Source organism: Pseudaquabacterium rugosum (assembly GCF_038066575.1).
Lineage (GTDB): Bacteria > Pseudomonadota > Gammaproteobacteria > Burkholderiales > Burkholderiaceae_C > Pseudaquabacterium > Pseudaquabacterium rugosum.
Window position 1 is genome coordinate 109,412 of the sequence record NZ_JBBUTF010000004.1, and the last position, 15,094, is coordinate 124,505.

A 15,094-nucleotide genomic window follows, 5' to 3' on the forward strand; every position below is an offset into this window, starting at 1 on the left:
CTCAGTTCTTGGCCGGCGCGTCCTGCTGCAGGCTGCGCTTGACGGCCTCCATCGGGTCTTCCTCGGCCGCAGGGGCTGGTGCGGCGCCGCTCTGCGGTGCCGATGCGGCCGGCTCGGTGCCGAACAGCGTGGCCGGATCGACCTCCTTCTGCTCCTCGACCGGCTGCATCTCGATCTGCACCTTGTCCAGGTCGATCTCCTGCTTCTCGCCCAGGCCGCTGGAGACCATGCCCGGGAAGGCGATGACCAGGCCGACCATGATCATCTGGATGATCACGAAGGGCACGGCGCCCCAGTAGATCTGGCCGGTCGTCACCTTGGCGATCGGCTGGCCGGTCACGCGGTCGGTGTAGTCCTTGGTCGGGGCCACGCTGCGCAGGTAGAACAGCGCGAAGCCGAAGGGCGGGTGCATGAAGCTGGTCTGCATGTTGACCGCCAGCAGCACGCCGAACCACACCAGGTCGATGCCCAGCTTCTCGGCCACCGGGCCCAGCAGCGGCACCACGATGAAGGACAGCTCGAAGAAGTCCAGGAAGAAGGCGAGGACGAAGATCAGGATGTTGACGACGATCAGGAAGCCCAGTTGTCCGCCGGGCAGGCTGGTCAGCAGGTGCTCGACCCACTTCGGGCCGTCCACGCCCTGGAAGGCCAGGCTGAACACGGTCGAGCCGATCAGGATGAAGACGACGAAGCAGCTGAGCTTCATCGTCGAGTCCATCGCCTGACGCATCAGTTTCAGGTCCAGGCGGCGGCGGGCCACGGCCATCGCCAGCGCGCCCACGGCACCCATCGCGCCGCCTTCGGTCGGCGTGGCCACACCCAGGAAGATGGTGCCCAGCACGAGGAAGATCAGGCCCAGCGGCGGGATCAGCACGAAGGTCACACGCTCGGCCATCTGCGACAGCAGGCCCAGCTTGAAGGTCTTGTTGATGACCGACAGCACGAAGGCCACGCCCACGCCGACGCACATGCTGACGACGATCAGCTCGTCGGTCGGCGTGCCTTCCGGACGCGACTTGGCGAAGGCCACGGCCAGACCGACCGAGGCGACGAACAGCAGGCCCAGCGAGCGCAGGCCGGAGCTGCCATCAGGCTCGCGGATGGTGCGGGCTTCCGGCGGCAGCGCGGGCACGTAGCTCGGGCGGAACATGGCCACCAGAACGATGTAGCCGATGTACAGGCCCGTCAGCACGAAGCCCGGCACGAAGGCACCCTTGTACAGGTCGCCCACGCTCTTGCCGAGCTGGTCGGCCATGATGATCAGCACCAGCGACGGCGGGATGATCTGCGCCAGCGTGCCCGAGGCGGCGATCACGCCCGAGGCCACGCGGCGGTCATAGCCGTAGCGCAGCATGATCGGCAGCGAGATCAGGCCCATCGAGATGACGGAGGCCGCCACCACGCCGGTGGTGGCCGCCAGCATCGCGCCGACCAGGATCACCGCGAAGGCCAGGCCGCCGCGGATCGGGCCGAACAGCTGGCCGATGGTGTCCAGCAGGTCCTCGGCCATGCCGGATCGCTCCAGGATCAGGCCCATGAAGGTGAAGAACGGGATCGCCAGCAGCGTGTCGTTCTGCATGATGCCGAAGATGCGCAGCGGCAGCGCCTGCATCAGCGACAGCGGCAGCATCCCCAGCTCGATGCCGACGAAGCCGAAGAACAGCCCTGCGGCGGCCAGCGAGAAGGCCACCGAGTAGCCCATCAGCAGGAAGAGGATCAGGCCGCCGAACATCAGCGGCGCCATGTTGGCCTGGACGAACTCGATCATGCCTTGCTCCCTGCGGCGGCTTCAGCCTCGGCGCGGGCGCGGATCACCTCGGCCAGTTCTTCTTCTGCGCTCTTGGCGTCCTGCTTGTCGGCCGGATCCGGGCACAGGCCCTGCAGCCAGCCCAGGCGCTTGATCAGCTCGGACAGGCCCTGAAGTGCCAGCAGCACGAAGCCGGCGGGCACCAGCGCATAGGCCGGCCAGCGGATCAGGCCGCCGGCGTTCGACGACATCTCGCCGGTGCGCCAGGCCTGGACCACCAGCGGCCAGACCAGGTTGATGACTTCCCAGCAGAACGGGAACAGGAAGCAGACGATGCCGAAGATCTCGACCTTGACCTGCGTGCGGCGGCTGAACTTGCCGAGGATCACGTCGATGCGCACATGCTCCTGGCGCAGCATGGTGTAGCCCGCGGCCAGCAGGAAGACGGCCGCGAACAGATACCACTGGATCTCCAGCAGCGCATTCGAGCTGGTGCTGAAGACCTTGCGCACGATGGCGTTGCCGGCGCTGATCAGCACCGCGGCCAGCACCAGCCACTGCACCCAGCGCCCGATCCAGGCGGTGAGCCGGTCGATCAGACCGGACAACTTGAGCAATGAGGACACATCCTTCTCCTGGTTCTTTCTGGAATGGCAGGCGTCACATCAACAGGTGCTCGCCGGCGTTCTCGCCGCCGAGCACCACGTAGTTGACGCGCCTGAGGTCGGCGAGCTGGCGCCCGCCGGCGTAAGAGATCGAGCTCTGCAGGTCCTCGCGCATCTCGCGCAGGGTGTCGGCCAGGTGGCCCTTGACCGGCTCCAGGATGCGCTTGCCCTCGACGTGCTTGTACTCGCCCTTGTTGAAGTCGCTGGCCGAGCCGTAGTACTCCTTGTAGCGCCGGCCGTCGACCTCGACGGTGTGGCCGGGCGACTCCTCGTGGCCGGCGAACAGCGAGCCGATCATCACCATCGAGGCACCGAAGCGCACGCTCTTGGCGATGTCGCCGTGGTGGCGGATGCCACCGTCGGCGATGATGGGTTTCGTCGCGACACGGGCGCACCACTTGAGCGCCGACAGCTGCCAGCCGCCGGTGCCGAAGCCGGTCTTCAGCCGCGTGATGCAGACCTTGCCCGGGCCGATGCCGACCTTGGTCGCGTCGGCGCCCCAGCTCTCGAGATCGATCACGCCCTCGGGCGTGCCCACGTTGCCGGCGATGATGAAGGCCTGCGGCAGGCGCTGGCGGATGTGGCCGATCATCTGCCGCACGCTCTCGGCATGGCCGTGGGCGATGTCGATGGTGATGTAGTCGGCGCCCAGACCCTCGGCGGCCAGGCGGTCGATCACGTCGCGGTCGGCGTCCTTGACGCCCGAGGAGATCGAGACCACCAGGCCGGCGTCGCGCATGCGCCGCGCGAAGGCCGGCGCATCGATCTCGAAGCGGTGCATCACGTAGAAGTGGCCGCTGCGCGCCAGCAGCTCGGCGATCGGCTCGTCGATGACCGTCTTCATGTTGGCCGGCACCACCGGCAGCGCGAAGCGGTGGGGGCCGAGCTGCACCGAGGTGTCGCACTCGCTGCGGCTGCCGACCACGCACTTGCGCGGCAGCAGCAGGATGTTGTCGTAGTCGAAGATGTCCATCTGCTCGGGTCCCCGGTGACGCGCAAGAGCCTGAAGTGGTAGGACCATGCGCCTGATGCTTCCCGCTCGTGGGGGAAGTGGCCGGTGGGCGAGTGTACGCAGGCGGGCCCCCGGTCGGCCAGAGGGGCGACCCGTCTTGTGTGTCGCGGTCCGACATGATGGAGCGCCGGTGCCGGGCCACCCGTGGCGCGGTGCGTCGATCGGTGATCTGGTAGGACCAGTGGTTCGACGAGGGTGGCAGGTGGTCCCGCCGCGTCGACCGGCCGGGGCGGCTGGCTCCGCGGCCCCGCGGTCGCCCTGGTCATCCTTGCGGCGACAATCCGGCCCATGCATGAGGCCCCGCATCCGACGTCCGACCGCTCTTCCGATCCTGCCGTGCCGGGCGCCGGCACGGGCTCGCTGCTCAGGGGGCTGAATCCCGAGCAGCTTGCCGCCGTCACGCTGCCGGCCGAGCCGGCGCTGATCCTGGCCGGTGCCGGTTCGGGCAAGACCCGGGTGCTGACCACGCGCATCGCCTGGCTGCTGGCCACCGGCCAGGTCTCGCCCGGCGGCCTGATGGCCGTGACCTTCACCAACAAGGCGGCCAAGGAGATGCTGACCCGGCTGTCGGCCATGCTGCCGGTGTCGACCCGCGGCATGTGGATCGGCACCTTCCACGGCCTGTGCAACCGCTTCCTGCGCGCGCACTGGAAGCTCGCCGGCCTGCCGCAGGGCTTCCAGATCCTGGACACCGGCGACCAGCTGTCGGCCGTCAAGCGCGTGATCAAGGCGATGAACCTCGATGACCAGCGCTTCGTGCCCAAGCAGGTGTGCTGGTTCATCGCCGCGCGCAAGGACGCCGGCGAGCGGCCCGACGACGTGGCCGCCCACGATCCGACCGCCCGCACCATGGTCGACATCTACCGCGCCTACGAGGCCCAGTGCCTGCGCGAGGGCGTGGTCGACTTCGCCGAGCTGATGCTGCGCACCTACGAGCTGATGCGCGACCACGCGCTGCTGCGCCAGCACTACCAGGCCCGCTTCGCCCATGTGCTGGTCGACGAGTTCCAGGACACCAACCGGCTGCAGTACCTGTGGCTGAAGATGTTCGCGCCGCCGGATGCGGGCCAGAGCGTGTTCGCCGTCGGTGACGACGACCAGAGCATCTACGCTTTCCGCGGCGCCCAGGTCGGCAACATGAGCGACTTCGAGCGCGAGTACCGGGTGCGCCACCTGATCAAGCTCGAACGCAACTACCGCTCCTTCGGCAACATCCTGGATTCGGCCAATGCGCTGATCGCCCACAACACCCACCGCCTGGGCAAGAACCTGAGCACCGAGGCCGGCCCCGGCGAGCCGGTGCGGGTGCAGGAGTCGTCGAGCGACCACGGCGAGGCGCAGTGGCTGCTCGACGAGGCGCAGCAGCTGCACCGCGGCGGCGTGGCGCGGGCCGAGATCGCCATCCTCTACCGCAGCAACGCCCAGAGTCGGGTGCTGGAGTCGGCGCTGTTCAATGCCGGCGTGCCCTACCGCGTCTACGGTGGCCTGCGCTTCTTCGAGCGGGCCGAAATCAAGCATGCGCTGGCCTATCTGCGCCTGGTCGAGAACCCGAACGACGACACCAGCTACCTGCGGGTGGTCAACTTTCCGGCGCGCGGCATCGGTGCGCGCACGCTCGAGCAGCTGCAGGACGCGGCCCGCGCGACCGGCCGCAGCCTGTGGCAGAGCGTGGCCGCGGTGCCGGGCAAGGGCGGCGCCAACCTCACCGCCTTCAATGCGCTGATCGAGCGGCTGCAGACCGACACCCGCGGCCTGACGCTGCGCGAGATCATCGAGCGCATGCTGGCCGCCTCGGGCCTGATCGACTTCTACCGCGCCGACAAGGACGGCGCCGAGCGCATCGAGAACCTGGAGGAACTGGTCAACGCGGCCGAGGCCTTCGTCACCCAGGAGGGCTTCGGCCGGGATGCGGTGGCGCTGCCGGTCGACGAGACGGCGCCCCCGGGCAGTCTGGCCACGGTGCGCGGTGACGCGACGCGATCGCCGGCCGCGCAGCGGCGCGAGGCGCTGGCCCTCGATGAGGTCAACCGGGTGCTGTCGGGCCTGGGGGTGGAGCCGGCGGCCGAATCCGCCCCGTGGGACGACGCCGCGCTGGCCGCGGCCTTCGACGGGGCCGCGCCCGCTGCGGATGGCGCCGCGCTGCCTGCCCGGGTCGATCTGACGCCCGATGCCGAGACTGGCGAGATCGTCAGCCCGCTGGCGGCCTTCCTGACGCATGCCGCGCTGGAGGCCGGTGACAACCAGGCCCAGGCCGGCCAGGACGCGATCCAGCTGATGACGGTGCACGCGGCCAAGGGCCTGGAGTTCGACTGCGTGTTCATCACCGGCCTGGAGGAGGGTCTGTTCCCGCACGAGAACGCCGCCTCCGAGCGGGACGGTCTGGAGGAGGAGCGGCGCCTGATGTACGTGGCCATCACGCGCGCCCGCCAGCGCCTGTACCTGAGCTTCAGCCAGACCCGGCTGCTGCACGGCCAGACCCGCTACAACGTCAAGAGCCGCTTCCTCGACGAGCTGCCCGAGGGCGCGCTGAAGTGGCTGGCGCCGCGCCAGCAGGGCTTCGGCTCCGGCTATGCGCAGTCCTACCAGCAGGCCTGGCAGCGGGGCAGCGGGCTGGGCGGCATGGTGGGGGCCGGCCGCCAGCCCTGGCGTGAGGGCGGCGGGCAGGCCGCGGGCCGTGCCGAAGGCGGCCGTGCGCCCTGGGTCGACCGTGACACCATGCCGCCGGCCCCGCCGCTGCCGCCGGCGCTCGCCAGCAAGGCCGGCGCGGGCCATGGCCTGCGCGTGGGGCTGCGCGTGTTCCACACCAAGTTCGGTGAGGGGCTGGTGCTGACGCTGGAAGGCAGCGGCAGCGATGCCCGGGCCCAGGTCAACTTCGGCCGCCACGGCAGCAAGTGGCTGGCGCTGTCGGTGGCCAAGCTGACGCCGATCGACGACTGAGGGCCGACGCGCGCACGGCGCGCGTTCGAAAAGGCATCGACCGGTGCCGCCGTGCAGGGCTGCGGGCCAGGGCGCGTGCGGTTCCACGTTCCTGGCCAGCGGCGCCGGTCGATGCGCCGCAGTCTAGGCGTCAGACTGCGGCGCGTACCGGGAGTCGCTCCCGACCGCCGTCAGGGTGCGACCGGAGGCAGATCGGCCAGGCGCCGTGGGGGTGGCACGGCCAGGGCTTCGGTGTAGCTGCGCACCGCCCAGATCTCCTCCTGGCTGATGAGGCCGCGCCAGGCCGGCATGTGCATCTGCCCCGCACGCAGCTTGCCGTCGAGCACCGACTGCAGGAAGTAGGTGTCGACATCGGTCTGGCAGCGCGGCACCCGGCTGCGGTCCGCCAGGCGCCGGCAGGCGCTGTCCAGACGACGCAGGTCCGGGCCCTCGGGCGACGGCGTGGCGGCCTCGGCCGCGCCATGGCAGACCGCGCAATGCCGGCCGTAGGCGGCGGCACCGGCCTCGCGCACCCGCAACAGGGCCTCGGCGGGCAGGCCGCGGTAGGGATTGGGCAGTTGCCAGCCGTCCGCGCGCTCCGGCCGGGGGCCGCCCGGTGCGGGCAGGGGCGGCAGGGCCGCAGCCCAGGCGGCGGGCACGGCCGCCGAGAGCCGGGCCGGATCCTGCGCCTGCGCCTGCGCCTGCGCCTGCGCGCCGAGACCGCCCAGGCCGGCGATCACCACCAGCACGGCGCTCGCCGGCCGGAGCGCCGCGCGCCAGCCGGACGGCGATGCGCGGCGTTGTTCGGCCGCGTCCGCGGTGCACGTCCACGACGGTTTCATGGGACCTCCGGACAGCCCTCGCAGCCTTCGGTGGCCACGTCGGGAAAGATGGCGAAGCGCAGCCGGTTGTCGCGCATCAGCGCACCGCGCAGATTGCTGGTCACGAACTTGGCCTCCTGCAGGTTCATGCCGACCAGCCGGGCGCCGATGAACTGCGCGAAGTTCAGGCGCGCGGCCTCCAGCGAGGCGCCGCTGAGGTCGGCCCCGCTGAAGTCGGCGCGGAAGAAGCGGCCCTGTTCCAGCACCGCGTCCTGCAGGCGCGCCTCGCGGAACGACACCCCCGGCGCGTTCAGTGCATAGCCATGCACGCCGCGCAGGTCCGCCCCGTCCAGCCGCGCACCGGCGATGTTGGCCGAGCGCAGGTCGGCACCGCGCAGATCGGCCTCGCGGAAGTCCACGCCGCGCAGGTCGAGCCCGACCAGATCGGCGCCGCGCAGGTCGGCGCCGCGGCACTGGGCATAGGGCCAGAGGTGGCAGTCGCCGATGCGGCGCACCTGCAGCGTCTGCGCGGGCTGGGCGCCGGCCGTCGCGGCCGCAACGGCCAAGGTCAGGGCCACGGCAAGGCCCAGGCCTGTGCCTGTGCCTGTGCCTGCCCCGCGGACATCGCCGCGCGGTGTCATCGCCGCGGCAGCTTGAAGGCCCAGTAACTGCCGCCCTGCGTCACCTGGCGGGTCAGCTCGGCCATGTCGCCGCCCCACAGCGGCACCGCACCGCCGTAGCCGTTGGACAGGCCGATGTACTGCTCGCCGTCCTGCTCCCAGGTCACCGGCACGCTGACCACGCCCGAGCCGGTCTGGAACTTCCACAGCTCCTCGCCGGTCCTGGCGTCGAAGATCTTCACGAAGCCGTCCGAGGTGCCGGTCACCAGCAGGCCGCCGGCCGTCGTCAGCGTGCCGGCCCACAGCGGGAACTTCTCCTTCTGCTGCCAGACGATCTTGCCGCTCAGCGGGTCGATCGCCCGCAGGATGCCGACGTGGTCGTCGTACAGGCGCTTGATGCGGAAGCCCTGGCCCAGATAGGCGCTGCCGGCCTTGTAGGTGATGTTCTCGGCCCAGTAGTCCATCGCCCAGTGGTTGCCCGGGATGTAGAACAGGCCGGTGTCCGGCGAGTACGACATCGGCATCCAGTTGGTGCCGCCCAGGAAGGGCGGCGAGACGAAGATCGCGTCGCCCTTGTCCTGCCCCTGGCGCGGCATCGGCGGGTACTGGCCGTCGACCACGTTGGGCATGCCGGTCTTCAGGTCGAAGCCCTTGGACCAGGTGATGCCCTCGACGAAGGGCCAGGCCGCGAGGATCGCGTTCTGCTTCCACGGATGGCCGCCGCCCTGGGCCAGTTTCTCGCGGTCGGTCAGGAAGAAGTAGCCGTTGCGGTCGGCATGGGCCGAGGCCTTGACCGTCTTGCCCGTCTTCGGATCCTTGTAGTCGAACAGCAGCACCGAGTTGTTGCCCGAGAAGTCCCAGGCGTCGTTGGGCGTGTGCGAGAAGAAGCCCTTGAGGTCGCCGGTGGCCGGATCGACATAGGCCTGGCCCGAGGTGTAGAGGCTGGGCCAGTCGGTGGGCTTGCCGCCGGCCGGTGTGCGCTTCCAGGTGTTCCAGGGCGCGGGGTTGCCGGTGCCGATGACGATGGTGTTGGTGTCGATGTCGAAGGAGGCGGTCTGCCACGGGGCGCCGCCGCCCTGGCTCCAGGCCTCGACCTTGCCGGTGGGCGAGTTCGGGTCGTTCGGCCAGGTCGGTGCCTTGGGGTCGCCGGTGTGGCTGCCGGGCTGGCCGTTCAGGCGGCCCTGGTGGCCTTCGACCATCGGCCGCATCCACACCTCCTCGCCGGTCTCCGGATCGCGCGCGAACAGCTTGCCGACGACGCCGAACTCGTCACCTGAGGAGCCATGCACCAGCAGCACCCGGCCGGTCTTGGCGTCCTTGACGACGAAGGGCGCGCCGGTCATGGTGTAGCCGACCTTGTGGTCGCCGAACTTCTCGTTCCACACCACCTTGCCGGTGGCGCGGTCCAGCGCCACGATGCGGGCATCCAGCGTGCCGAAGTAGACCTTGTCGCCGTAGATCGCCGGGCCGCGGTTGACCACGTCGCAGCAGGGCATGATGTTGTCGGGCAGGCGGTGCTCGTACATCCACAGCTGCTTGCCGGTCTTCGCGTCCAGCGCGAAGAAGCGCGAATACGAGGCGGTGACGTAGACCACGCCGTCGTGCACCAGGGCCTGCGCCTCCTGGCCCCGCTGCTTCTCGCCGCCGAAGCTGAAGCTCCAGGCCGGCACCAGGTTCTTGACCGTCTTGCGGTTGATCTGCTTGAGCGGGCTGTGGCGCTGTGCGGTCAGGCCCAGGCCGTAGCTCAGCACGTCCTGGCCGTTCTTCGCGTCGTTGGCGATGTCGTCCCAGGTCACGGGCTTGACGGCCCAGGCCGGCAGGCCGCAGGTGGCGGCGGCCGCGGCCGCGATCAGGCCGTGTCGCAGGGGCCGGCGGCGGCGCGGGGCAGGGTGGGCAAGGGTCATGGTCGTCTCCTGTGTCGGTGGGTCTGGTCGGCAGGACAGGCCGGCTCGGGCGGGGTCGGCGGCCCGGCGGCGCTGTGCTCCGGCCAGTCTAGGAAGCGGCCCCGTGGCCCGTCGCGGGAAAGCGTCCCGCGCAGGTCGGGAGTGATTCCCGGTGCCCGGGCCTGCCCGCCGTGGCCGGCCCGCGGTCCAATGCGGGACCGGCTCGACGGCCCGCCGCGCGGCGGGCGTCCAGCCCCTGAGAACGACAGGAAGGAGACGCGGGTGATCAAGGTCTTGCTGCTCGATGACCACGCGGTGGTGCGTGCCGGCTACCGGCGCTGGATCGACGAGACGCCCGATCTGCGGGTGGTGGCCGAGGCCGCGACCTCGGCCCAGGCCTGCGAGGCCGTGCGCGACCAGTCGATCGATGTGGCGGTGGTCGATCTGGCCCTGCGCGAGGACAGCGGGCTGGAGGTGATCCGCCGCATCCGGGCCCGCAGCCCGCGCACCCGCATGCTGGTGTTCACGATGTTCGACCATGCCGCCCATGCCCTGCAGGCGCTGCGTCTGGGCGCGCACGGCTATCTGACCAAGGACCACGAACCGCAGGCGGTGCTGCAGGCCTTGCGGCACATCGCGGCCGGCGGGCGGGTGTTCAGCCCCGCGGTGCTGCAGAGCTGGGCGACTGATTCCGCCGGCCAGGGCCTGAACCCGCTGTCGGTGCTGACCCCGCGTGAGTTCGAGGTGCTGCGCCTGGCCACCGACGGCCTGGCCACCCGTACCATCGCCGACGCCCTCCACGTCAGCGAGAAGACCGTGCACAACACCCTGTCCCTGGTGCGCCAGAAGCTGAACACACGCAGCGATTTCGCCCTGATGCGTCTCGTTGCGGAGCACGGTCTGGTGCCGCCTCAGGGATGACCATGAGAGCGGACGTGACGGAACGCGCGCTGCGTCCGGCCTTGCCGCGGCAGATCCTGGTGCGCAGCCTGTGGGCGGCCATGGCGGTGCTGCTGCTGGCGCTGACGCTCGGCCTGCTGCGCATGAACGACGACATCGAGGAGGAGGTCGATGCGGCGCTGAACATGGCCGCGTTGATGTCCGACCTCTCGGTGCTGCCGCGGCAGGACGACGAGGCCGCGCTGCGCACCTTGCGTGAGCGGCTGGAGGCCGGTGCGCCGCGCCACCTGGCGCTGCAGGTGCTGGACGTCCACGGCCGGGTGCTGCTGCAGCCGGCGGCCGGCGGTGACGACCACGCCGCCGCCGACGGCCCTGCCATGCGGGCCCTGATGCAGGCCCACCGGCTGCTGGCCGATCCGCCGGACGCCCGCACCGTGGCCTGGACGGTGGCCCGGCCGCAGGGCGGGGCCTGGACGGTGCGCCTGAGCGCCTCGCACGACAGCGAGCGGCGTGAGGCGCTGGGCTCCTTGCTCGACCTGTTGCTGATGCTGTGCCTGTGCGTGGGCCTGCTGCTCGGACTGATGGGCCTGACGCTGCGGCGTGCCTTCGCCCCCTGGGGCGCGTTGCTGGGCGCGATCTCCCGCATCGAGGACGGGGATGGCGGGCCGGTGCGCCGGCTGCCGGCCATGCCCATCGGCGAGCTGCAGGCCTTGCAGACCGCGCTGCGGCATCTGGTCGATGCACTGGACGAGGCCCAGTCACGGCGCCGTGCTCTCAGCCACCAGCTGCAGTCGCTGCAGGACGACGAGCGGGCACGGCTGGCGCGCGAGCTGCACGACGAGTTCGGCCAGCAGCTGACGGCGCTGCGCGTGGACTGTGCGTGGCTGGCCCGGCGCATCGGTGACGATGCCGAGCTGGCCCCGGTGGTCGGTGCGATGGGGGCCACCTGTGCCCGCATCCAGCAGGACATCCGCGCGCTGCTGGTCCGGCTGCGGCCGTTCGCCGGGCTGGAGGCCGACGGCCGCGTGCCGGTGGCCGAGCTGCAGCGTCTGCTGCAGGCCCTGGTCGAGGCCTGGCAGCCACAGGGGCTGGTCTGCCGGCTGCACGTCGAGTCCGGTTCGCCCACCTTGCCCGAGCTGCCGCAGGATCTGGCCCTGACGCTCTACCGCATCAGCCAGGAGGCGCTGACCAATGCCGCACGCCATGCGAATGCCACTCAGGTGGACGTGCAGCTGAGGCTGCAGGCACCGACCACGGCGGCCACCGAGACCGGTGGCGGTGGCGTGCAGTGGTCGGTCAGTGACGATGGGCGAGGGCTGCCGGCTGACGAGGTGCGTCAGGCCATGGGCCGTGGCAGTGGTCTGGCCGGACTGCGCGAGCGTGTGTGGGCCCTCGGGGCCGATCTGCGGCTCGAGCCGGCCCGACCGGGGGCCGCGCAGCCGGGTCTTCGGCTGGCCGCCGTCTTCGGCTGGCGCGGCGTGGCGGCAGAATCGGACGCTCCCGTCTGCCTTGACCGGGCGGCCGAGGCCGCCTCCCCGCGTGATGACCGCTGATCGATCCGATGATCCGGCTGCCGCACGGCTGCCGTCGCCGACCGCCACCCCGGGTGGCCGCACGGGATGCGTGCGGGTGATGCTGGTCGATGACCATGCGGTGGTGCGCACCGGCTACCAGCGCCTGCTCGAGCTCGAGCCCGACTTCCTCGTCGTGGCCCAGGCCGGTGATGGTGACCAGGCCTATCAGTGGCTGCAGCGCCAGGCGGCTCTCGGCCAGGGCCTGCCCGTCGACCTGATGGTGCTCGATCTGGCGATGCCCGGCCGTTCGGGGCTGGATCTGCTGCGTCGCGTGCAGCTGCGCTGGCCGGCCTTGCGGGTGCTGGTGTTCTCGATGCACGACAGCCCGGCCATGGTCACCCAGGCCTTGCAGGCCGGTGCCGGCGGCTACGTCACCAAGAGCAGCGAGCCCGAGCAGCTGGTGCAGGCGTTGCGCCAGCTGGCCTTCGGCCGGGTGCCGGTGCTGTCCCACGATGTGGCCCAGGCACTGAATGCCCCCCTGGCCCGACCGCCGCATCAGGTGCTGAGCGCGCGCGAGTTCGAGGTGCTGCAGGGACTGGCCGGCGGGCAGGGCATCGAGGCCATCGCTCGGCGCCTGAGCCTGAGCGCCAAGACCGTGGCCAACTACCAGACGCTGATCCGCCAGAAGCTGGGTCTGAGCAATGCCGTCGAACTGCTGCGCTATGCCCAGGATCACGGCCTGCTGCCACGCTGAGCCCGCCGGGTGAGCGAGTGCCCGCCCTCGCCGTGCGGTTCCGCATGCCGCCCGGACCAACCCCCCGATCCGTGGGGTGCGGCTCGCCTCTGTCCGCGGGCTCCGGGGCCCCGCCTGAGGGGTGAGCGGCTCCTGCGCATCTCCCCAGGTCGTACGCTTGCGCTCCACAAGGACGTCGTTGAGGGCAGTGCAGTGAATACGCAGACTCGTGAGTGGTATCGGACGCATGGTGGCAGCCGTGGCACGGGCCGGGGCTCGTGGTCCGGCCGTGTGCCGCGCAGCTCGCGCCGCGATGCCCGGGGCTGGGCCCGTCTGCTGGGGCTGGGGGCGGGTTTCGTCGGCCTGGCCGTGGTCATCAACTGGGTGCTGCTGCAGCTGATGCGGATGTGAGCCGGCGCGGCCGGCCCGATGACCGTGCCGCAGGGGCTCAGCTGCCGCCGCGGGCCAGCCCCAGGCGCTCGACGGTGCGCCGCTCGGCCTCGTAGGCGCGGCGCAGCGCCCGCCCGTAGTCCTCGGGCCCCAGATAGGCCAGCTCCTGGTCATAGACCTGCAGTTCGGCCAGATGGGCCGGGTCGTGGATCGCGGCCTTGAACGCATCGTGCAGCGTGCGCACGATGGGCGCCGGCAGGCCGGCCGGCCCGACGATGCCGTAGGGCGAGTTGGCGACGATGCCATGGCCCAGCTCCTTGAGCGTGGGCACCTGCGGCCAGCGCCGGGTGCGCTGCTCGCCGAAGGTCGCCAGCAGGCGTAGCTGGCCGCTGTCGACGAAGGGCGCGAAGCCGTTGCTGTTGATGCCGACCATCACCGTGCCGGCCGCCACCGCCAGCATCTGCTCGGACGTGCCCTTGTAGGGCACATGGGTGTAGCGCAGGCCGCGGCGCTCGAACAGCTCGTCGATCACCACGTGCGGTGTGGTGCCCACGCCGTTGGTGGCGATCGTCAGTTCGCTGCCGGTGTGGACCTGGGCCCAGCGCAGCAGGTCGTCGAAGCTGCGCAGCGGGCTGGCGGCCGGCACCAGCACACCGAAGGTCACGCCCGAGACCTGCAGGATGGGCGTGGTGTCGCGGATCGGATCCCACAGGGTCTTGCGCAGCCAGGGCGCGCGCAGCGCGGGCTGCGGCAGCTGCGCCAGGGTGTAGCCGTCGGGTGCGGCCTGCTGCAGGATGGGCATGGCCAGCGTGCCGCCGGCCCCCGGCTTGTTCTCCACCAGCACCCGCTGGCCGAGCGTGCGCGCCGCGGCCTCGGCCATCACGCGGAAGGTCAGATCGGTGGCGCCACCGGCCGGCCAGGGCAGCCAGATCGCCACCGGGCGGTTCGGAAAACCGCCTTGGGCATGAACGGCCGGCGCCAGGGCCGGCAGGCCGTGGGCGGCCAGCGCCGCGCCGGCGGCCAGACACTGGCGGCGGGAGAGGGCCGCGCGGCTGCGCGGGCGATCGGGCGTCATTGCCATGCGGTCAGCTCCATGACGGTGGTGCCGCCAATCAGGAAGGTGGAATTCTGGGTCGGTTCGTCGCGCTGCAGCTTGACCAGGCCCACGCCGCGGCAATACCACTCGGTGGTCGTCAGCGGCAGGTCACGGAAGCCGTTGACCGGGTCGGCGAACAGGCGGATCACGGCCGTGCCCTTCACGCGCAGGCAGTCGCTGAAGTCGCCGGCCGGCGTGCCGACCTTCAGCCCCAGCGCCTCGATGCGGTAGGTCATCGGCACCGGTGGATGGGTGTTGCGGATCTCGGGCGGGAACTCGGCATGGCGGCGCAGCAGGTAGGCCGGGGTCGGTGCCTTCCATTCGGTGCCCACGCGCAGCGGCATCTTCAGCACGTAGCGCGGTGGCTGGTCGGGTTCGGGCTCGGCCTGCAGCTCATGGCGCATCGCGACGCGGTAGATGCCGCTGTCATCGGCCTTGAGCCAGTAGTGGACGCCGTCGTCGCTGCGGCGGTGCCAGGCCGGCCCCAGGCCCTCGGTCGGGCGGTCCTCGCCCAGGGTCTCCAGCAGCAGTTCGCTGCGCTCGCTGGTCTGGTTCTCCCAGTCGCTGCGCACGGCGTAGGTCCAGCGGTGGCCGGATTCGAGCGGGAAATAGCCGGTGGCCGGCGGCGGGCTGCAGCCGGCCAGCGCGGCCACGGCGGCCAGCGTGGCGGTGGCCAGCAGCGTGCGGGCACACAGGGGCCGCCGGCGGGCGGTGCCGCGGGTGGCGTGGCGTGCGGCGCCGCGGCGGGGTGTCGGGTGCGCGGCACCCCGGGTGCAGGACGGCGGGGCCATGGTCCG

General features: G+C 71.1%; 12 protein-coding genes. 4 read left to right on the top strand and 8 right to left on the bottom strand.

Features of this window, described 5'->3' with window-relative positions; genetic code table 11:
* Position 1: 1 nt before the first annotated feature.
* From AACH11_RS04815 to AACH11_RS04825, 3 genes are read right to left on the bottom strand one after another with little or no spacing between them, the layout of a single operon-like run.
* The gene (locus AACH11_RS04815; protein ID WP_341373067.1) at positions 2-1,768 is read right to left on the bottom strand and encodes a TRAP transporter large permease; all 1,767 of its coding nucleotides are present in this window, start codon (positions 1,766-1,768) and stop codon (positions 2-4) included.
* Positions 1,765-2,373: a TRAP transporter small permease subunit gene (locus tag AACH11_RS04820; protein ID WP_341373068.1), complete on the bottom strand. Its 609-nt coding sequence runs from the start codon at positions 2,371-2,373 to the stop codon at positions 1,765-1,767. Before AACH11_RS04820 ends, AACH11_RS04815 begins: the two co-directional genes overlap by 4 nt.
* A 34-nt stretch (positions 2,374-2,407) precedes the next feature.
* Entirely contained in the window at positions 2,408-3,385 is a 978-nt protein-coding gene (locus AACH11_RS04825; RefSeq protein ID WP_341373069.1) for a GMP reductase, read from the bottom strand.
* 327 nt (positions 3,386-3,712) lie between these two features.
* Between AACH11_RS04825 and AACH11_RS04830 the strand changes: the two genes are divergently transcribed.
* Entirely contained in the window at positions 3,713-6,361 is a 2,649-nt protein-coding gene (locus AACH11_RS04830; RefSeq protein ID WP_341373070.1) for a UvrD-helicase domain-containing protein, read from the top strand.
* A 170-nt stretch (positions 6,362-6,531) separates the two neighbouring features.
* Here the strand turns inward: AACH11_RS04830 and AACH11_RS04835 are convergent, their stop codons facing one another.
* From AACH11_RS04835 to AACH11_RS04845, 3 genes are read right to left on the bottom strand one after another with little or no spacing between them, the layout of a single operon-like run.
* Positions 6,532-7,182: a c-type cytochrome gene (locus tag AACH11_RS04835; protein WP_341373071.1), complete on the bottom strand. Its 651-nt coding sequence runs from the start codon at positions 7,180-7,182 to the stop codon at positions 6,532-6,534.
* Positions 7,179-7,739 carry a pentapeptide repeat-containing protein gene (locus AACH11_RS04840; RefSeq protein WP_341373072.1) on the bottom strand — a complete coding sequence of 187 codons (561 nt, stop codon included), beginning with the start codon at positions 7,737-7,739 and terminating at the stop codon, positions 7,179-7,181. The genes AACH11_RS04835 and AACH11_RS04840 overlap by 4 nt, the downstream gene beginning before the upstream one ends.
* 59 nt (positions 7,740-7,798) lie before the next feature.
* Positions 7,799-9,685, bottom strand: a complete 1,887-nt coding sequence (locus tag AACH11_RS04845) for a methanol/ethanol family PQQ-dependent dehydrogenase (protein ID WP_341373073.1) — start codon at positions 9,683-9,685, stop codon at positions 7,799-7,801.
* Between the two features lie 261 nt (positions 9,686-9,946).
* On the opposite strand from AACH11_RS04845, the gene AACH11_RS04850 reads away from it, so the two are divergent.
* From AACH11_RS04850 to AACH11_RS04860, 3 genes are read left to right on the top strand one after another with little or no spacing between them, the layout of a single operon-like run.
* A complete protein-coding gene (locus AACH11_RS04850; RefSeq protein WP_341373074.1) occupies positions 9,947-10,585 on the top strand; it encodes a response regulator in 639 nt (212 codons plus the stop codon).
* Between the two features lie 14 nt (positions 10,586-10,599).
* Positions 10,600-12,117 (top strand): histidine kinase, encoded by a 1,518-nt coding sequence (locus AACH11_RS04855; RefSeq protein WP_341373075.1) that lies wholly within the window; start codon positions 10,600-10,602, stop codon positions 12,115-12,117.
* On the top strand, positions 12,107-12,832 hold the full coding sequence (locus AACH11_RS04860) for a response regulator transcription factor (RefSeq protein ID WP_341373076.1): 726 nt from the start codon (positions 12,107-12,109) through the stop codon (positions 12,830-12,832). Before AACH11_RS04855 ends, AACH11_RS04860 begins: the two co-directional genes overlap by 11 nt.
* A gap of 427 nt (positions 12,833-13,259) precedes the next feature.
* Here the strand turns inward: AACH11_RS04860 and AACH11_RS04865 are convergent, their stop codons facing one another.
* Entirely contained in the window at positions 13,260-14,282 is a 1,023-nt protein-coding gene (locus AACH11_RS04865; RefSeq protein ID WP_341373077.1) for a tripartite tricarboxylate transporter substrate binding protein, read from the bottom strand.
* Complete coding sequence (locus tag AACH11_RS04870; protein WP_341373078.1) at positions 14,273-15,088, bottom strand: hypothetical protein; 816 nt, start codon at positions 15,086-15,088, stop codon at positions 14,273-14,275. Before AACH11_RS04870 ends, AACH11_RS04865 begins: the two co-directional genes overlap by 10 nt.
* Between the last annotated feature and the right edge of the window lie 6 nt (positions 15,089-15,094).